Here is a 16,668-nt window from a genome sequence, read left to right as displayed (position 1 = left end):
TCATTATATAATGACCTTATTTATTTTCAAGCTTTCTTAGGACCTCAAAAATTTCCTCATTGTCAGGAAGCTCGCCAATTGGATGTACATCAATAAATTGAATGATACCTTCTTTATCAATAACAAACAATGCGCGTTCGCTCATTCCGCCTTCATTACGCACTCCGTATAAATCAGTAACTTTACCTTGTGGGTAGAAGTCAGATAGAAGTGGGTAAGAAATGCCGCCTACAGATTTTTGCCATGCTTCATGGCTTGGTACACTATCAACGCTAATACCCAAAACTTGGGTATTTAAGCCTTCAAATTCATCGAGAGCATCCTCGTATGAAGGCATTTGCGCGCCTCAGACAGGTGTCCAATCTAAAGGATAGAATGCAATAAATACATTTTTCTTGCCGCGGTAGTCAGAAAGAGTAACTTCGCGGTTGCCGTGTGCTTTAAGTGTAAAGTCTGGAGCTTGATCTCCAACTTTGAGCGTTTTTGTTTCAGTTGCTCCTTTTGGCACAGTAATTCCTCCTTTTAAAGATAAATTTTTTATATAATTAACTAAAAGGGAATTGTCCCCATTTAGTAATTACCACAATAAGTTTATATTAAACCTATTTTGTATAAAAATTATTAGCTATACTGCGCTTTCATCATTTTTCGCTTGTTTACATGCTGATCCGCACCAAGTGCTGCGATACAGCCATCTGCAGCGGAGATAACTGCTTGTTTAATAAGTGTGCGGCGCGCATCACCACCGGCAAATACGCCGTCAACGCTAGTATGAAGAGCTTCATCAACAATGACATAACCTTCATCATCGCACTTTACTGCATCTTTCAAGAAATCTGTGCCAGGCTTTAATCCGGCAAGATAAAGGAAGACGCCATCAACTGACCATTCTGCCTCATTCTTGTCAGCATCACGAATGATGAGTTTTTCTACCTTTTTATTGCCCTGAATCTCTTTTAAACGGTGATTCCAGTAGATTTTTACATTCCCTAATTTTTCCAGTTCACCTGTATTTGCATCGCCTTTTAGCCTATTTGTCGGTACAAACAGCATCACTTCTTTAGCAAACTTAGCCAATGCCATGGATTCATGAACAGCTTCTTCAGTATCTCCAACTACACCAACAACACGATCCTTAAAGAAAGCAGCATCGCAGGTTGAACAATAGCTTACGCCACGTCCTGTAAATTCTTCTTCACCTTTAATTTTGCTGCCGGGAGCCTTTGCACCTACTGCAATAAAGACGCTTTTTGCTTTAATTGTCCCTTCAGGAAGTTCCAGAAGTTTTACCTCTTCATTTGAAAAATCAACACCAAGTACATTGGCACGTACAAAAGTAGTACCAAAATTATGGGCTTGTATATGCATTCTCTTAAGAAGGTCTTGACCTGTAAGCTCCTCAGGAACCCCAGGATAGTTTGCTATTTTATGTGTAATCGCAAGCGTACCTGTAGCAGGCGCTTTATCGATTATTAATGTTTTTAAGCGAGCACGGGAAGCATATACTGCTGCAGAAGCACCAGCTGGTCCAGCTCCGATGGTTACAAAATCATAAACTTCATCAAAAATTTCTTTCTTTGGTTCTTGGAAAAAGTCGGTTGAAGCTTGTTCAGTTGCAGGTGTCGCCTTTGCAATCTTTTCATCAGTAATACCCAAAGCTTTTTTCATCTTATTAGGGCGGTAGCCGATAAATGCTTCACCATCAATATATACAACTGGTGTAGAAAACATCCCTTCTTTATGAAGATCTTCAAAATACGCAGGGTTTTCAGTTACATTCCGCTCCTCGTAATCAAAGCCCCATTCTTTAAATTCTTTTTTCATTTTTTCGCAATATGGGCAACCAGTGCTACTGTATATAATAATTTTAGACATTAGTAAATCTCCTTTTTGAAAGATTTGTACTACTAGTGTTTGCTACAATAAATTTTTTCAATCAATTGTTAGAGTTGATTTTAATTTATATTTGTTATTAATTTATAATAATTATAAATAACAAAAAGGAGATTGTCAACTAATTTCAGTAAATAAAATCTTTTGCCGATTTTTGTTTTTCATAACCACCCGTTTCCGTCCATATATATATAGTACTGTTAATTATTACTATTTTTCAGGGAGGGGTCCAAAATGAAAAACATAATGATTGATTCGGATGATATTGCAAACTTTTTTTATGAAAAATTAATTGAAAGCGGGTTTATCCCAACAGAAGACGAAACATTATTAATAGCAGATATTGCTTTTGACTATTTACTAAGCGTCGGTATTATTGAAGAAATCGATGAAGGAGTTGATTAACACCAACGATCCTTAATTTTCAGGTCGAATCGCTCTAAAAACAGAATAGCCTAATTTTGCTGCATACTTTAACACCAATAACTCATGTTTTGACCACACTTCATAAATGGAGGCATCAATTTGCTCGGAAGGTTCAAAGATTGGGATCATAAAATCTTGATTTTCCCCTGTTGCTGACGAAGATGCTTGCTGTAAGGGATTGCCGATGTGAATGATTGTAATCGGATGAAAGCCAATTTGTGTTAATTGGTTATGCCAATCTTTTTGATCGAAAACTTTATTTATGCCGTAGAGTTCTTTAATTTCCGTTTTTTCCTGGTCCGTTAAATCCGCAAGGGCCGTCATCTCCAACATCAATAAGACCCCATCTTTTTTCAAAACCCGAAAATATTCCTTTAGAGAAGAATGGATATCCGTAAAAGCAGTAACAGATTCAGTTAGGACAAAATCAAATGTTTCTGTTTCAAAAGGCAGCTGTTCAGCATTTCCTTGATATAAATGAATGGGTAACCCTTCGCTTTGAAAACGCCGTTTAGCCTTTTTTACCATCTCTGGATGTAAATCAATGGCACTGACATCACAGTTATAATACTTGGCAATGTAAGCGGGTGTAATTCCAGTTCCACAGCCTACATCTAATACTTTATGGCCTGACTTCAGCTTCTCATTTTTAATCATTTTTTCTGTTAAGACGAAACCGCCCGGATGTGCACTTCCAATACCCATATAAGCCAAAAAATCAACGTAACTATACGTCTTCATGACCCCACTCCCTCTGATTCTTTCTTTACCATATGTTTAGATGATGTTGGCAGAGTAGGCGTGAATCCTAAAAATACAAAAATAAAAAGAATAAGTTCACTTTGAAGTATGAATTCATTCAAGACAAATACACAAACTATATTTGTTCTAAATAAACAAAGGAGGAATTCGATAATGGAAAAAAACGACAGCTCTAAATTAGCTGAAAAAAATTATCAACCAGGAGACTATACAAATAAAAATGAACTTGCATCAGGATTGGCTACTACACATGAACAAGCCACTGATGCGTATACAGAGGGCACACTGAATGCGAAAATAGATAATGTAAATGGGCAGGATGTGGAAATTCCTAAGAAAGGCAATGAGGGCTAGAATTTCTGTACAAACCATAAGCAAATTATATGCGAAGTAATCCATTTTACAATCTTCGGCACAATTAGCACGGAATGTCAATTCCTGCGCTTTCCCAAGAAATATTTTTTAAAATGGGGGATTATCTATGAAAAAAATAAATAATCAAAACATCCATGAAGCAACAGTAGCACCTGGTATCGATGATGAAAAAGGGATAAAGTTAGATGCAACAAAAGAAGATCTTGAAAAAGGCAATACAACAAAAGTAACCATCCTTTCATATGATGAATATGATCCATCCTAATAAACAAAAAAGAGGTACTTTATGTACCTCTTTTAATTTTCTTCATTATTTTGATTAAGGTCAATCTTGTCTCCGCCGATGATTAAGTAGCAATAGATTTCGGCTTCAGGTATTGTTTTTTTCATTCCTTGTATATAAGGTTTGACCAAATCTTTAAAATCCTCTTTCACGCCGCCCTGTGCCTGTCCAAAAACGTATAGTTTTTTCTCATCTATTAAAAATGTCAGAAAGCCGACGGGTTTATTGTTTTGATCGACTATATTCAGTAGTTGACAGTCGTTTTTTATCATTTCTGGTGATAAGTAGATTTGCAATGAAGATACGCTCCTTTTATTTTACTCCGTTTTTAGTTCAAGTCGTTTGAATAGTGTACCGCCCATTTGCTTGGATGGATTTTCACTTTTTACATGAATCAAAACCATACAAAGAAGCCCAACTAAAAGTGTTAAACTGGCAGTTGAAAGAAACATGCCCCGTCTTGACCAGTCCATTAACCAACCATAAACAGGCGGCCCGATGGCAACCCCTAAAAATCTTACAGACCCATATAAAGAGGTTACAAAGCCTCTTCGTGAAGATTCTACCGATCCGGTGATGAAACTGTTCACACAAGGGAGAACCAAGCCGGTGCCAATGCTGGAGAAAACCAGGATGGCAATGAACGGAACCAATTTTTCGAAAAATACGAGCGTTGCAAAAGAGATGGTCATTAATATAAACCCAATGACAATTAACTTTTTCATCAGCGGCATTTTTTTGCCAATTTTGCTGCCTGTCACATATGATGTGATTGTCATAAATAGAAGTGGGATTGCGAGTATCGCCCCTTTTAATACACCGTCCGTATTGTACTTTTTCTCAAGTACATCCGAGATATAAAATAAAATGCCAAACAGTGTAAATAAACAAGTCGCTCCTGCCAAGTATGCTGTGAAGAGCCATCTCCCTTCTTGCTTGAATACGGAAAATAGGCCTTTAATATATTGCCCAACTGGAGGAGGCTCCTTTTTTTTCTTTTTTTCATGGACGAAGAAAATCGTCAGTAAAATTGATAATAAACAAAAGGCTGGAAATGCAAAAAAGGCCGCATACCAAACTAATAATGCCAACAAGGACCCGATGATAGGGGAGACAACTTTTCCAAAACCATTGGAAGCCTCGACTAGTCCCAGCACACGGCTTTGCTTTCCACCCTTAAACAAGTCACCGGTTAAAGCCATTGCGATTGGGGCAGTTCCGGCAGCTCCGATGCCCTGAAGTACACGACCGACCATCATCCACATATAAGGTGATGAAAACCAGGCTGCAGCAGCACCGGCTAATAACCCACCTGTACCATAAGCGATTAAGGCTGGGATAATAATGGCTTTTCTCGAATATCGGTCCGACAAATACCCAAGGATTGGGATGGAAATAGCGGCTGCAATCGAAAAGGCAGTAATAATTAAACTTACTTGAAACTGTGAAATATGAAGTTCTGATTTCATTTTGGGCAAAATCGGAATTAACATCGAGTTACCTAATACTAAGATAAGCGGAATTGATCCAATTGCCAAAATAGTCATAAATGAATTGTTTTGTTTGGACAAGTGACTGTACAACTCCTTTGACTTTATACAATAACATGACTTTTTTATTGTTCGATAAAAGCATAGTTACTATTCAAAAACTAATGCCTTTGTTATAAGGCATGAATCACCCTTTAGGCAAAAATTGAATAGCATAAACAGAAAGAAAAAGGAGGCGTATACCCTTATGAACTTTCTCGATTTGCCAAAAAGAACAACTGGAAACCGCATGTATGGACTGACATCCATCGCCGATTTCGGCATCCCGGTTGGCCAGTTGCGTCATATCCTAGAGGATTATCATTCGTTTATTGATGTTGCAAAACTAGGTGTTGGTTCTGCCTATGTTACTCTAAACTTACAGGAAAAAATCAATTTATATAAAGAGTACAAGGTAAAGGTTTACTGTGGTGGAACCTTATTTGAAAAATGCTATTATCAAGGTAAACAAAATGAATACAAAAAATTCATGCAAAACCTTGGAATAGAATGGGTTGAAGTTTCCAACGGAACGTTGGATATCCCGTTAGATGAAAGAATAGAAATTGTCAGTGAAATGAAAGCTGATTTTCACGTTGTCGGCGAGGTAGGCTCGAAAGATCAAAATTATGAATTATCTGCCAAAAATTGGGTCTTTGAAATGAAATCACTTCTTGATGCTGGTTGTGAATACGTCATTACCGAGGGCCGTGATTCCGGGACAGCAGGAATCTATAATCCGGACGGGGAAGTGAAAAAGTCAATCCTAAAGGAGCTTTCAAAGCAGGTTGAGATCAATAAGATTATTTTTGAAGCTCCGACCAATAAACAGCAAATGTTTTTTATTAATACATTTGGGCCGAATGTGAATCTGGGAAATGTAAAGCCACAAGATGTGCTTTTATTAGAAGCAGAACGGGTGGGTTTGCGCAGTGAAACATTATTTATGCCAACAGAATCGAAATCACGCTCGCAAATCGTATAATTTGTCCTCATGAGCTATAGCTAATATTTTTAAAAGGGAGCATTCTAATGGAACTCATACTAATAAGACATTTACCAACACAATGGAATAAATTAGGTATCTTCCAAGGGTCTCAAGATATTTCCATACTTCCTTTATCAATTGAGGATATCGAAATAATACAAGAAAATAAAAAAATAATCATCGATTTTGAGCCGGAGTTGATCCTTGCAAGCGGGTTAATGAGAACACAACAAACGGCTTTTGAATATGGAGTGACAAGTCCCAAAATCGATCCTCTCTTAAATGAATTGCAATTCGGAGAATATGAAGGCAAAGAAAGAAATGTTATTACAAAAGTCAAGGAATGGACAGATGACCCGAGGTCGCTCGTATTAGGAGAGAGAATGGTTGATTTTGAAAAAAGAATCATCCAATTTATTAATAAATATAATCATCATGCTCGAATTGTTGTATTTGGACATGGGTCTTGGATGCGCGGCTTACTTTCGATAGTTAGTGTTGGTACGATTCAAAAAATGAATCAAGTGCACATTCATAATAATCAATTAATCCACTTGAGTCTTAACAAAAACCTGCATCAATTGGAAATTTAAGAAATTTCAATTCCGGTCAATGCTCAGCTGAATGAATTTATTGCGAAGGAGGGGAGGAAGTGCTCACGTACGATTCCTGTTCCAAAGAAACAATCCAAACGGTTTCTTTTAAAGAGTCGATGGATTGCCTTAAATGGGCCTATCAAGAATATGGAGATGCTATTGTTTATGCCTGTAGCTTTGGTGCCGAAAGTGCTGTTTTACTTCATTTAATAAGCAAGGTAAAGTACGATGCAAAGATTACATTTATCGATACCGGCCTTCATTTTAATGAAACATATGAAATCATTGAGAAAGTAAAGGAAAAGTATCCTGATTTTCAAATCAACTTTATTCAATCCAATTTTTCTTTAGGAGAACAGGCTTGTGAATATGGAGATAAATTATGGGAAACGAATCCTAATAAATGTTGTCACATAAGAAAAATCGAGCCTTTAAAACAAGAATTACAAAACTATAAAGCATGGATTTCGGGATTGCGTCGAAGCCAGTCGGAGACAAGAGCGAATGTGGAATACGTTAACCTTGATCATAAGTTTAAAATAATAAAAATATGTCCATTAATCCATTGGGAATGGGATGAAATTTGGATGTATATTACATTACATGAACTGCCATACAATAAACTGCACGACCAAGGCTATCCAAGTATCGGTTGTTCGGTATGTACGAATCCTGTACATGGGGGCGGTGATTCAAGAGCTGGACGCTGGCTGCAACATCAAAAAACCGAATGCGGTCTTCATGTGGAGGAAGGCTAATTATTATAGTGATGAAAAAAATTCCTACTGCATCAGGTAGGAATTTATTTTTTGCGCCAACCAAAAGATGGTGATATTACTGACTGCAGCTCAAATTCATTAATAAAATCAATAATTTTTGTTGAAACCCATTGGCACATAACGGCAAAGATGACAATTTTCCAGTTTATCACAATGGATGTTATTAAAAAGATTGAAATATTTATGAAAAACATCACTCGTCCCGGTCGGATATGGTATGACTCAGAAATCATTAAAGCAGGAATAACCATTCCACCACTTGATGCTCCATTTCGGATCAAAAGCCCAACTCCTATCCCAAAAATGATACTCCCTAAAGTTAAGTCTAATAGAAGGTAGGGATGGGGAATTGCCGCAAAGGTCGTAAGAACACTCACTGTAATCGATGTAATGGTAACAGCAAACATGGTTCTGAATGTCCATGAGTAACCAAAATATTTCAAAGCGATCGATAAAAAAATGAAATTTACAAGCCAAAGTCCAAAGCCTAATGGTATTCTGAAAAAATAATTGATTAAAATGGCAAGACCTGCGGCACCTCCGGACGGAATATCATGGGGAAATAAAAATAAAGACATTCCCACCCCTTGCAAAACGGCTCCGATAAAAACAAGCAGATAAGTTGTTAGTTGTTTATTCATAATAATTCCACTTTCTCTTATGTACGTCGTCTTTGTCCATATTTATGTTTATGAACGTTAATTTATGTATTATTATTGCAGATTTCAGGCCAGCCTTGTATGAAATCTGCTGAAAAGAAAGAGGCGCCATCATCAAGCAAGAAGTAAATACAAAAAGGGGCTCCGGACAAGCCGGAAGCCCCTTATTTATTTTCATTAAACCACTTTTTAAATTGTTCTGCTTCAACGCCGCCTTCAATTCTAGCTACTTCTTTTCCATCGACAAAATGGACAATCGTTGGTGTCCCTTCAATTTTATATGTATCCCATCCATCATCAAATTCAAGTAGATTAAACAACTGTAAATTGATTCCTAACTCTTTTGCCATCGGAACCACCACTGGTGTTGTTCTTTTACAATGGGCACAGGTCGGACTATAAAAATAAATAAATGCAGACCCTTTGTCCTCCAAAATTTTTTTTAACTCATCCGGCAAGATAAGATTTTGGTAATTCGGATCCTTCAATTGTTCAATTGTGGCAGGGTGGAGCGTTTCTTTGTTATATGGATTTCCTATCGCTTCTTCCTGTTTATTTTGCATGCTTGAAAATGCACCAAGTAAGATAAAAATGGCAATTACAATTACCCCGAAGACGATTACTTTTTTCATTGTTTTTCACCTTTCTTATGAAGTGTCCCTAAAATAATAATGTTTGCAACTGTAATTATACTAAATGCAATCAATGCTAGAAATGGTATAGTGATAAAACCAAGCCAATTTATGTATTCGCCCGTACAGGGAACAACACCGCACGTATTTGCCTGTTCCGCTAATGCGGGAACCTTTTGTATTAAATAATGATAGCTAGAAAAAAGCCCTCCGATAATAGATAATGGTAACACGTATCGGTAGATAAAGTAATCTTTTCTAACAACAGCAATGGCTAAAATGATTGATAGAGGGTACATGAAAATTCGTTGCAACCAACATAAGTCACATGGTATTAATTTTAATATTTCTGAAAAGTAAAGACTACCCATTGTAGCAATCAGTGATGCAGCCCAAGCTAAAAAAAGCACATGTTCAAGTTGTTTGTTTTTTTTATCCATAAAGTATAACTCCGCTAAAATTAGATTCATAACCATATACATCTTACCTGTATTTGTAAACATTCTCAAGTTTCAAGCATAAATACTAGGACAGGCTCATACAATTCTAGCAATATTAATTTTTGCTGTAAGGTGTGTGAGCTTGATGAAATATTATAGGATTTATTTTCATTTGATTGCTATCGTGGCGTTATTTTTTATAGCTTCTCCTTCTGTTTTCGCGGAAGAAAAAGTGGGTCAAGCTGTTTTTAAAGATTTATTGATTGAAAAAGAGGGAGCAGAAGTCCGGGTTGCCGAACCTATCATTTTGTTTGAAGGGCAACATTATTTACCCTTAAAAGCAATCACAAAAAGTCTAGATAAAAATATTTATGTCGATGAAGCAACAGGAAATGTAGTGATTGAAAATTCTTCGCAAACAGATCAATCGATAGAAACACAATCCAAAAACCCATCCCAATTTAGACCTAGTATAAAATTTACTGAAGATGTGTCTTCCAATGGTGTTCTGATTATGGAAGACAATAAAAATAATATTATGTTTGAAAAAAATGGCTATGCTAAATTTTATCCCGCAAGCACGACAAAGATTTTGACGGCCTTGGTTGCTCTGGAACACGGAAATTTACAGGATAAAGTCATTGTTTCTGAGAATGTTAATAAATTACCTGGGGATAGCCGCAGAGTTTTTGTCCAACCGGGAGATGAACTTACGTTAGAACAGCTTCTTTACGGGATGCTGCTTTATTCCGGGAATGATTGCGCTCTAGCGATTGCTGAGCACATTGCGGGGTCAAAGGAAGAATTTGCGAAGCTGATGAATGAAAAAGCGATTGAAGTGGGGGCTACCCATTCAAATTTTGTTAATCCCCATGGTTATCATCATCCAGATCACTACACAACACCTTATGATTTGGCATTAATTCTAAAGGCTGCAAGTGAAAATCCTCAATTTTTGGAAATTATAAAGACTCCAGTCTATCAAGCAAAATATAAAAATAGAAAAGGAAAATATGTTGTTAGACGGTGGACTACTACCAATAGTTTTCTAAAAGACTCTAGTCTGTATGTGGACGGAATCATCGGGGGAAAAACAGGTTATACGGATGCGGCAAAGCGGACATTAGTAACGGTTGCCGAGCGGAATGGACATCGTTATTTTGTCATCGCCTTAAAAGGGAATTCCCTTGGTAGATTTATGGATACAAGAAAACTTCTGCTGCGCGCCTATCAGAAAAGGGTGGACTATGATAAAGAGACAATAAAAAGCATAAAAGTTTCCACCTTTGACCATTCGCTTGCAATTGATGAAGAAATCATTCCAGATTGTGGCCAATTGTTTGTTTACAAAGGTAGAACGTATATTTCACAATCTCTGGTGACACAAATACTTGCAGATATAGAGCCTAAGTCAATTGATAGGGCTTATGTGAAAATAGATATAAAACCTAAATTTGTGTTGGACGAACTCATCATAGAGCCTTCCTACACAACTTATAGGAAGCAACAAGAAAAGGCGGATAAACGAAATCATTTTGTTGCCTTGTCAGCTGCTTCCATTAGGAAGATGCAGCTTTTTATGTTTGCCTATCATTTTAAGTGATAATAGCCTTGGATTACGAACCAACATATTTAGCATAAATCGTTTTGGCTTTTGTGATATCGTCTGTACCTTGGATAATGACCCTGCCATTATTGAATAACACAATGGTAATGTCCTCCAACTGGCATTTTAGTAAAAAGGGGTTGTGCTCAATCTGTCCAATTTTTTCAAGCTTTTGTTTCATTTTTTCTAAATTAAACTTTTGGTCCACTTGTGGTGAAATTTGAACAGCGTGGCGGCCACAGAGGGTCGTATAGTCATTACCCGGAAAGGTTGCGTCCAAAAATTCATACTGATGTTTACCACATGCAGGACATACTGGATTTTTACTATTTGTGATATCGATTTTCAATTCATCATTGTACCAAAGGTCAAACTGTACTAAATTCGTATTTCTATTTTTTTCATCTCCGACTAGAATTTTCAAGACCTCTGCAGCCTGAAAACTCGCGACCATATGGGTGACCGGGGCAATAACACCTACCATATCGCAAGTTTCCGTTTGCCCTTTGGGTGGGGTAGGGAAAAGGCAACGATAACACGGGCCATAATTAGGTGAAAAAACGGCGAACATTCCTCTAGAGCGAACGGCGGCACCATGGACCCATGGTATACCATATTTAATGGAAATATCATTGATTAAATATCGGGTTAGAAAATTATCGGTCCCATCAATAATGACGTTTACATCGGATAGCAATTCCTTCGCATTCCAAGCGTGAATATCAGTTACAACAGGTTCAATTACGATGGAAGAATTAATTTTTATCAATTTTTCATAAGCGCCAATCGCTTTTGGCGTGTTCTCTTTTGCATCCTTTTCATCAAATAAAGATTGTCTTTGTAAATTGGATTGTTCAACAAAATCACGATCAATAATGCGAATGAAACCGATGCCGCTTCTCGTTAGGTGATTGGCAACCACTGTTCCTAAAGCGCCTGCTCCAACAATGGCGATCCTGCTTTTAGCTAATTTCTTTTGTCCATCATATCCAATCGCGGAAAACAATGATTGTCTAGAGTACCTTTCAAAGTCTTCGTATTCCAAATAGTTCACCTTCACAAAATTTTTAGAATTTTATACTACGCATTTATCCACTATTATAGTATAATATGGAACAAAATAGTGGAGTAAAAGGTTAATTTTTTTCATTTTGTTTAAAATAACCTTTCTATTCTCAACAACTTATGTATAAAGGGGTGTTTTGCATGAATTTAGGCGGATTTAAAAATAAGGAAGTCGTTGTTGATTTAACCCAAGGACATGTTTCATATCGTGAAATCAATGAAGAATTGGCGAAAAAATATATTGGTGGACGTGGCCTTGGTGTTAAATATGTGTATGATAATGGTCCTGTTGTGGAAGCGCTTTCTGATGATAATATCCTTTGTTTGATGACCGGTCCAGTCACAGGTTCGCGCTCAACGATGAGTGGCCGTTTATGTTTTGTTACAAAGTCACCATTAACTGGCACGGTTACTGACTCCCATATGGGTGGGTGGTCTGCGGCAAGATTAAAATGGGCTGGTGTTGATAACGTTATTTTTAAAGGGAAAAGTGCAAAGCCTGTTTATCTATATATTGAAAATGGTAAAGCAGAGCTTCGCGATGCAAGTGGCGTTTGGGGCAAAAGTGTCCGCGAAACGATTAAGGCTTTCCAAAATCAATATGGCAAGGACGATTTAAGTGTCATCACCATCGGTCAGGCCGGGGAAAATCAAGTTCGATTTGCAGCTTGGATTAATGAAAGCGACCGTGCAGCCGGACGTGGTGGGACTGGTGCAGTTGCAGGTTATAAGAATTTAAAAGCCATCGTCATCAAAGCAGCACAAAAAGGGAATATGCCTGAGCCGAAACAAAAGGATAAATATTTGGAAGCGACTAAAAAAGCAACAAAAGCAATCATGGATGGTGGTTTAACAGCCCCTAACAAGGGTGGTTTATCGCTCTATGGTACAAACGTATTAATGAATATTATTAATGAAGTTGGAGCATTACCAACCGCTAATTCGAAGTTCTCGAATTTTGACGGTGCAGAGCAACATAGCGGCGAGGCGATTCGCAATACCATTCTCGTTTCAGAACCAGCCTGCCATGCTTGTCCAGTAGCGTGCAAAAAGGAAGTTGAAGTGAAAGACGGTAAATATAAGGTAAAAGTGGAGAGCTTTGAATTTGAATCGGCCTTTGCTTTTGGGTCAAACTGCGGTTTAGCAGATAAAGAGCCAATTGCATTCTTAATTGACATCTGTAATGAGTATGGTATGGATACAATTGAGTTGGGCCATGCCTTATCTGTAACAATGGAAGCTTATGAAAAGGGTCTGATTGAAGAAAAGCTTGATTGGGGCGATGCCGACCGGATGATTGAAATTGCCAAGCTAGTACCTTTCAAACAAGGAATTGGTGCTATTTTAGCTGAAGGACCAGCACGAGCTGCCGCTACATTCGGTGCGCCGGAAATTTCAATGTCTGTCAAAGGTCAATCCATTCCTGCGTACGACCCACGTGGAATACAAGGTATTGGCCTTGGATACGCCACAAGTAACCGAGGGGCATGCCATTTGCGCGGCTACACTGTTGCCAGTGAAATTGCCGGTATACCTGAGCCAACGGACCGTACAAAACCAGAAGGCAAAGGCGAATTGTTAAAGATTTTCCAAGACCTACTATCATTCTCTGATTCTATGAATATTTGTAAATTCTCATCTTTCTCTGAAAATGCGGAGCATTATGCCGAACAATATAGTACGATGACAGGCAATGAAGTCACAGCAGATGATGTGATGAAAATAGGGGAAAGAATTTACAATCTTGAGCGCCATTACAACAATCTTGCCGGCTTTAATAAGCGTGAAGATGATTTCTTGCCTAAACGTTTTACAGAAGAGGGCGGATCAGGGAATAGTGCTGGGCTTGTCAGCCGTATGGACATTATGCTTGACGAGTATTATCAGGTGCGCGGTTGGAAAGACGGCATCGTTCCGGGTGAAAAATTAAAAGAATTAGAGATTATCTGATTATAGAATAAAATGAAGAGTCTTGCACAGGTCATAGGTGCTCTGTGCAAGACTTTTACATTCCATTGATTGACTTAGCCGCCAATCCTTGTCGTTTTTTTACGAAAGTTTTTAAGTAAGATTTCTAATATTTCCTCTGTTTCCGCTTGAAATAGAATTTCTACTGCATTGATGAGAAAAGAAGATGTAATTTTTATTTCTTCCTCTTTAAGAAGAGAACAATTCCACCGATCTCCTTTTATGTGTATGGGGAATGAATCTGTTTCTTGAATACCGCCAAGTTCCTTGAAATAGTCAACTAAATGCTCAAAACGAATTCCTCTAAATTCCAATTGAATCTGAACCATTTCTCATCCACCAGCTACGGGAGGAAATAAGGCAAATTGATCATCGGGCTTTATTTTTGTTAATAAGCCGTCTTTATGAATGATATTATGACCGTTAATAAAAACATGAACAAATGATTTTAATGTTTTTTCTTCGGTGAAAATTTCATCATTCAACGCTGGAAACATTTTTACTAATTCTTCTAAAATATCAATAACTACTAGTGAATCTACCTCTACTTCAACAACACTTGAGTTGCAAATTTCCCGTAAATTTGCAAACACTTTCACTTTGATTCTCATCGTATCCCTCCTGCTTTCATTTTAATATAAAAGGGCAACTTAACAAAATATTCACACTCCTTTGTTAAAAATCGGTATCATCTTTTCATAAACCATCCAATACTGTTATGATATGGGAAGAAATTAAACATAAGGGGGAGGAATTATAATGTCTTTTTTTGATAAAATACTTGCCAGTGTTGGGATTGGCGCAGCGAAGGTGGACACGATTTTAAATAATGATAGACTGATTGCTGGAGATGAAGTAAGCGGAAAAGTCGTAATACAAGGTGGAAAAATTGAACAAGAAATTGACGAGATTTATTTGAAATTGATAACAAGATATGAAAGAGAACGTGATGATAAGAAAATCAAAGAAGAATGTATCATCGGCAAATTTCGCTTAACTGATAAATTTACAATCGGTGCAAATGAAAAGAAAGAGGTCCCATTTTCTTTTATTCTGCCAATAGATACGCCTGTTTCTTACGGGAAAACACGAGTATGGGTGGAAACTGGATTGGATATTAAAAATGCGATAGATCCATCTGATCGTGATTATATGGATGTCCATCCGTCAGCTCTAATGAATCAATTAATACATTCGATAACAGATCTTGGTTTTCGTTTACGCGAGGTTGATTGTGAGGCCGCACCATATCATCTTAGACGCAGATTGCCATTTGTGCAAGAATTTGAATTCGTAGCGACAAAAGGGGAGTTTAGAGGTCGTCTTGATGAACTGGAGATTGTTTTTCTTGAGACAAGTGAGGATCATCTTGAAATTCTGCTCCAAGTAGACCGGCGCCCGACAGGTTTAGGTAGTTTACTTTCCGAAATGTTAAATCTTGATGAAACACATTTACGATTAACAATTACAAAAGGTGACAGCCAAAATATAAAGGAAAAAATCCTACAAATTTTAAGGAAACATTCCTAAGAATGAAACCTTGTACAAATCTTTATCGTATATACAAGTAGTTATAAATTTCGAAAAAGGGAGATGATCTAATGTTAAAGAAAATTATTAAATCATTGTTAAATGCCAATCACCGCCACTATAGTAGCAGCGATTATAAAAAACATAGTTATAAAAATCATGGCTACAACGGCCATTCTAGTTATGGACATAACCACTATAAGCGCAAGCATAAAAGCGGGAGCTTTTTCTCAAGCTTTTTTAGTAGTTAAAGATTAGAATATGAATCATTTTTTCATTCAAAATGTAAGATCATTAATCTTAGATCGTCCTTTTAAACGGGAGACGTTTCTTCATAATCGCTATGAAATTGTCGATGTTCTTGGCATGGGAAGTTACGGCATAACCTATGTTGCGAAAGATCATCAGCTTAATCGTGAATGTGTCCTAAAACAAATGAAACCTTCACGTAAGAAAATGGAGAAGGTGCAGCGTTCATTTCAATATGAGAAGGAAATATTGTCTTTTTTGAGTCATCCCCAAATCCCCGCATTTGGCGAAAGCTTTACTGATCTGGGTCATCATTTTTTTACTATGGACTATATCAATGGTAAAACATTTGAAGAGTTAATTTTCCATGACGGTGTTGTTTATCATGAAATTGATGCATTTTTAATCCTACGTGATGTACTCGATATTGTTTCCTATATTCATAAGCAAAAAGTGATACATCGTGATTTAAGAATACCGAATATCATGGTGAAAGATGGTACCATTTATATTGTCGATTTTGGCTTAGCACGTTTAATGGAAGAAAAATCGCAAGTTCTTTCTTCTGATATGGACGGCTATGACTTTGAAAAAAGATTAAAACGGGAGCTGCATTATCGAAGTGATTTCTATGCCTTAGGCCATTTTGTCCTATTTTTGCTTTATTCAAGTTTCACGCCGCTTTCAAAAAAAGAACAGAGCTGGGAAGAGGAGTTGCAAATTTCAAAGCGGGCACGGTTGGTTTTACGAAGGCTTTTACAACTGGATTTCCCCTATACAGAAGTGGATGAGGTAATCGCCGATGTTGACAAAATCATTAATATAAATGAATGAAAACTTCATTGTAATCCAAACTATAAACGTTATGTTCATTCTAGACGAAAGGGA

The 16,668-nt window shown here is 37.2% G+C and carries 22 protein-coding genes; 11 read left to right on the top strand and 11 right to left on the bottom strand.

The genetic code is table 11. From position 1 onward, the window contains the following. Positions 1-16 precede the first annotated feature (16 nt). Both ACNQFZ_RS01680 and ACNQFZ_RS01675 read right to left on the bottom strand, forming a co-directional pair. Positions 17-508: a peroxiredoxin gene (locus tag ACNQFZ_RS01680; RefSeq protein WP_458413637.1), complete on the bottom strand. Its 492-nt coding sequence runs from the start codon at positions 506-508 to the stop codon at positions 17-19. Positions 509-621: 113 nt separating this feature from the next. Continuing rightward, positions 622-1,875, bottom strand: a complete 1,254-nt coding sequence (locus tag ACNQFZ_RS01675) for an FAD-dependent oxidoreductase (RefSeq protein ID WP_458413636.1) — start codon at positions 1,873-1,875, stop codon at positions 622-624. Positions 1,876-2,127: 252 nt separating this feature from the next. On the opposite strand from ACNQFZ_RS01675, the gene ACNQFZ_RS01670 reads away from it, so the two are divergent. Continuing rightward, a complete protein-coding gene (locus tag ACNQFZ_RS01670; protein ID WP_458413635.1) occupies positions 2,128-2,298 on the top strand; it encodes a YozD family protein in 171 nt (56 codons plus the stop codon). 12 nt (positions 2,299-2,310) lie between these two features. On the opposite strand, the gene ACNQFZ_RS01665 is transcribed toward ACNQFZ_RS01670, so the two are convergent. After that, positions 2,311-3,060, bottom strand: a complete 750-nt coding sequence (locus ACNQFZ_RS01665; protein ID WP_458413634.1) for a class I SAM-dependent methyltransferase — start codon at positions 3,058-3,060, stop codon at positions 2,311-2,313. Between the two features lie 174 nt (positions 3,061-3,234). Between ACNQFZ_RS01665 and ACNQFZ_RS01660 the strand changes: the two genes are divergently transcribed. Then, complete coding sequence (locus ACNQFZ_RS01660) at positions 3,235-3,435, top strand: DUF4025 domain-containing protein (RefSeq protein WP_458413633.1); 201 nt, start codon at positions 3,235-3,237, stop codon at positions 3,433-3,435. Between the two features lie 127 nt (positions 3,436-3,562). Next, positions 3,563-3,721 (top strand): hypothetical protein, encoded by a 159-nt coding sequence (locus ACNQFZ_RS01655; protein ID WP_458413632.1) that lies wholly within the window; start codon positions 3,563-3,565, stop codon positions 3,719-3,721. A 32-nt stretch (positions 3,722-3,753) separates the two neighbouring features. On the opposite strand, the gene ACNQFZ_RS01650 is transcribed toward ACNQFZ_RS01655, so the two are convergent. Both ACNQFZ_RS01650 and ACNQFZ_RS01645 read right to left on the bottom strand, forming a co-directional pair. Then, positions 3,754-4,035 carry a hypothetical protein gene (locus ACNQFZ_RS01650; RefSeq protein WP_458413631.1) on the bottom strand — a complete coding sequence of 94 codons (282 nt, stop codon included), beginning with the start codon at positions 4,033-4,035 and terminating at the stop codon, positions 3,754-3,756. Positions 4,036-4,056: 21 nt separating this feature from the next. Then, positions 4,057-5,286: an MFS transporter gene (locus tag ACNQFZ_RS01645; protein ID WP_458415275.1), complete on the bottom strand. Its 1,230-nt coding sequence runs from the start codon at positions 5,284-5,286 to the stop codon at positions 4,057-4,059. A gap of 190 nt (positions 5,287-5,476) precedes the next feature. On the opposite strand from ACNQFZ_RS01645, the gene ACNQFZ_RS01640 reads away from it, so the two are divergent. The 3 genes from ACNQFZ_RS01640 to ACNQFZ_RS01630 are packed head-to-tail and all read left to right on the top strand — an operon-like array spanning position 5,477 to position 7,610. After that, positions 5,477-6,253 carry a phosphosulfolactate synthase gene (locus tag ACNQFZ_RS01640; RefSeq protein ID WP_458413630.1) on the top strand — a complete coding sequence of 259 codons (777 nt, stop codon included), beginning with the start codon at positions 5,477-5,479 and terminating at the stop codon, positions 6,251-6,253. Positions 6,254-6,300: 47 nt separating this feature from the next. After that, positions 6,301-6,849: a histidine phosphatase family protein gene (locus tag ACNQFZ_RS01635; RefSeq protein ID WP_458413629.1), complete on the top strand. Its 549-nt coding sequence runs from the start codon at positions 6,301-6,303 to the stop codon at positions 6,847-6,849. 59 nt (positions 6,850-6,908) lie between these two features. Further along, positions 6,909-7,610, top strand: coding sequence for a phosphoadenylyl-sulfate reductase (locus ACNQFZ_RS01630; protein WP_458413628.1), 702 nt, complete (start codon positions 6,909-6,911; stop codon positions 7,608-7,610). A 44-nt stretch (positions 7,611-7,654) separates the two neighbouring features. On the opposite strand, the gene ACNQFZ_RS01625 is transcribed toward ACNQFZ_RS01630, so the two are convergent. From ACNQFZ_RS01625 to ACNQFZ_RS01615, 3 genes are all read right to left on the bottom strand, one after another. Further along, entirely contained in the window at positions 7,655-8,272 is a 618-nt protein-coding gene (locus tag ACNQFZ_RS01625) for a YitT family protein (RefSeq protein WP_458413627.1), read from the bottom strand. A gap of 182 nt (positions 8,273-8,454) precedes the next feature. Continuing rightward, a complete protein-coding gene (locus ACNQFZ_RS01620) occupies positions 8,455-8,922 on the bottom strand; it encodes a thioredoxin family protein (RefSeq protein WP_458413626.1) in 468 nt (155 codons plus the stop codon). Next, the gene (locus ACNQFZ_RS01615; RefSeq protein ID WP_458413625.1) at positions 8,919-9,362 is read right to left on the bottom strand and encodes a disulfide oxidoreductase; all 444 of its coding nucleotides are present in this window, start codon (positions 9,360-9,362) and stop codon (positions 8,919-8,921) included. Before ACNQFZ_RS01615 ends, ACNQFZ_RS01620 begins: the two co-directional genes overlap by 4 nt. A gap of 145 nt (positions 9,363-9,507) precedes the next feature. Between ACNQFZ_RS01615 and ACNQFZ_RS01610 the strand changes: the two genes are divergently transcribed. Further along, on the top strand, positions 9,508-10,965 hold the full coding sequence (locus tag ACNQFZ_RS01610) for a D-alanyl-D-alanine carboxypeptidase family protein (RefSeq protein WP_458413624.1): 1,458 nt from the start codon (positions 9,508-9,510) through the stop codon (positions 10,963-10,965). Positions 10,966-10,978: 13 nt separating this feature from the next. Here ACNQFZ_RS01610 and ACNQFZ_RS01605 read toward each other — a convergent pair whose 3' ends face one another. Then, on the bottom strand, positions 10,979-12,013 hold the full coding sequence (locus ACNQFZ_RS01605) for a ThiF family adenylyltransferase (protein WP_458413623.1): 1,035 nt from the start codon (positions 12,011-12,013) through the stop codon (positions 10,979-10,981). Positions 12,014-12,174: 161 nt separating this feature from the next. Here ACNQFZ_RS01605 and ACNQFZ_RS01600 point away from each other — a divergent pair, with 161 nt between their 5' ends. Then, on the top strand, positions 12,175-13,983 hold the full coding sequence (locus tag ACNQFZ_RS01600) for an aldehyde ferredoxin oxidoreductase family protein (protein ID WP_458413622.1): 1,809 nt from the start codon (positions 12,175-12,177) through the stop codon (positions 13,981-13,983). A 74-nt stretch (positions 13,984-14,057) separates the two neighbouring features. Here ACNQFZ_RS01600 and ACNQFZ_RS01595 read toward each other — a convergent pair whose 3' ends face one another. Together ACNQFZ_RS01595 and ACNQFZ_RS01590 are read right to left on the bottom strand one after the other, a co-directional pair. Beyond that, positions 14,058-14,330, bottom strand: a complete 273-nt coding sequence (locus ACNQFZ_RS01595) for a hypothetical protein (protein WP_458413621.1) — start codon at positions 14,328-14,330, stop codon at positions 14,058-14,060. Between the two features lie 3 nt (positions 14,331-14,333). After that, entirely contained in the window at positions 14,334-14,612 is a 279-nt protein-coding gene (locus tag ACNQFZ_RS01590; protein ID WP_458413620.1) for a ubiquitin-like small modifier protein 1, read from the bottom strand. 148 nt (positions 14,613-14,760) lie between these two features. Between ACNQFZ_RS01590 and ACNQFZ_RS01585 the strand changes: the two genes are divergently transcribed. The 3 genes from ACNQFZ_RS01585 to ACNQFZ_RS01575 all read left to right on the top strand — a co-directional run bounded on the left by ACNQFZ_RS01585 (position 14,761) and on the right by ACNQFZ_RS01575 (position 16,614). After that, positions 14,761-15,531, top strand: a complete 771-nt coding sequence (locus ACNQFZ_RS01585) for a sporulation protein (protein ID WP_458413619.1) — start codon at positions 14,761-14,763, stop codon at positions 15,529-15,531. A gap of 71 nt (positions 15,532-15,602) precedes the next feature. Then, positions 15,603-15,782, top strand: a complete 180-nt coding sequence (locus ACNQFZ_RS01580; RefSeq protein ID WP_458413618.1) for a hypothetical protein — start codon at positions 15,603-15,605, stop codon at positions 15,780-15,782. Between the two features lie 10 nt (positions 15,783-15,792). After that, positions 15,793-16,614: a serine/threonine protein kinase gene (locus ACNQFZ_RS01575; RefSeq protein WP_458413617.1), complete on the top strand. Its 822-nt coding sequence runs from the start codon at positions 15,793-15,795 to the stop codon at positions 16,612-16,614. Positions 16,615-16,668: the final 54 nt, after the last annotated feature.

The organism is Schinkia acidoalkalinis, assembly GCF_054301215.1.
Note: the sequence above shows the minus strand (reverse complement) of the source record. Positions and strands in the feature narration are given on the sequence as shown.

Coding starts and splice junctions, on each gene's coding strand:
- ACNQFZ_RS01675 (WP_458413636.1), bottom strand. CDS start 1,875: ATGTCTAAAATTATTATATACAGTAGCACTGGTTGCCCATATTGCGAA.
- ACNQFZ_RS01670 (WP_458413635.1), top strand. CDS start 2,128: ATGAAAAACATAATGATTGATTCGGATGATATTGCAAACTTTTTTTAT.
- ACNQFZ_RS01665 (WP_458413634.1), bottom strand. CDS start 3,060: ATGAAGACGTATAGTTACGTTGATTTTTTGGCTTATATGGGTATTGGA.
- ACNQFZ_RS01660 (WP_458413633.1), top strand. CDS start 3,235: ATGGAAAAAAACGACAGCTCTAAATTAGCTGAAAAAAATTATCAACCA.
- ACNQFZ_RS01655 (WP_458413632.1), top strand. CDS start 3,563: ATGAAAAAAATAAATAATCAAAACATCCATGAAGCAACAGTAGCACCT.
- ACNQFZ_RS01645 (WP_458415275.1), bottom strand. CDS start 5,286: ATGACTATTTTGGCAATTGGATCAATTCCGCTTATCTTAGTATTAGGT.
- ACNQFZ_RS01640 (WP_458413630.1), top strand. CDS start 5,477: ATGAACTTTCTCGATTTGCCAAAAAGAACAACTGGAAACCGCATGTAT.
- ACNQFZ_RS01635 (WP_458413629.1), top strand. CDS start 6,301: ATGGAACTCATACTAATAAGACATTTACCAACACAATGGAATAAATTA.
- ACNQFZ_RS01625 (WP_458413627.1), bottom strand. CDS start 8,272: ATGAATAAACAACTAACAACTTATCTGCTTGTTTTTATCGGAGCCGTT.
- ACNQFZ_RS01620 (WP_458413626.1), bottom strand. CDS start 8,922: ATGAAAAAAGTAATCGTCTTCGGGGTAATTGTAATTGCCATTTTTATC.
- ACNQFZ_RS01615 (WP_458413625.1), bottom strand. CDS start 9,362: ATGGATAAAAAAAACAAACAACTTGAACATGTGCTTTTTTTAGCTTGG.
- ACNQFZ_RS01610 (WP_458413624.1), top strand. CDS start 9,508: ATGAAATATTATAGGATTTATTTTCATTTGATTGCTATCGTGGCGTTA.
- ACNQFZ_RS01600 (WP_458413622.1), top strand. CDS start 12,175: ATGAATTTAGGCGGATTTAAAAATAAGGAAGTCGTTGTTGATTTAACC.
- ACNQFZ_RS01595 (WP_458413621.1), bottom strand. CDS start 14,330: ATGGTTCAGATTCAATTGGAATTTAGAGGAATTCGTTTTGAGCATTTA.
- ACNQFZ_RS01590 (WP_458413620.1), bottom strand. CDS start 14,612: ATGAGAATCAAAGTGAAAGTGTTTGCAAATTTACGGGAAATTTGCAAC.
- ACNQFZ_RS01585 (WP_458413619.1), top strand. CDS start 14,761: ATGTCTTTTTTTGATAAAATACTTGCCAGTGTTGGGATTGGCGCAGCG.
- ACNQFZ_RS01580 (WP_458413618.1), top strand. CDS start 15,603: ATGTTAAAGAAAATTATTAAATCATTGTTAAATGCCAATCACCGCCAC.
- ACNQFZ_RS01575 (WP_458413617.1), top strand. CDS start 15,793: ATGAATCATTTTTTCATTCAAAATGTAAGATCATTAATCTTAGATCGT.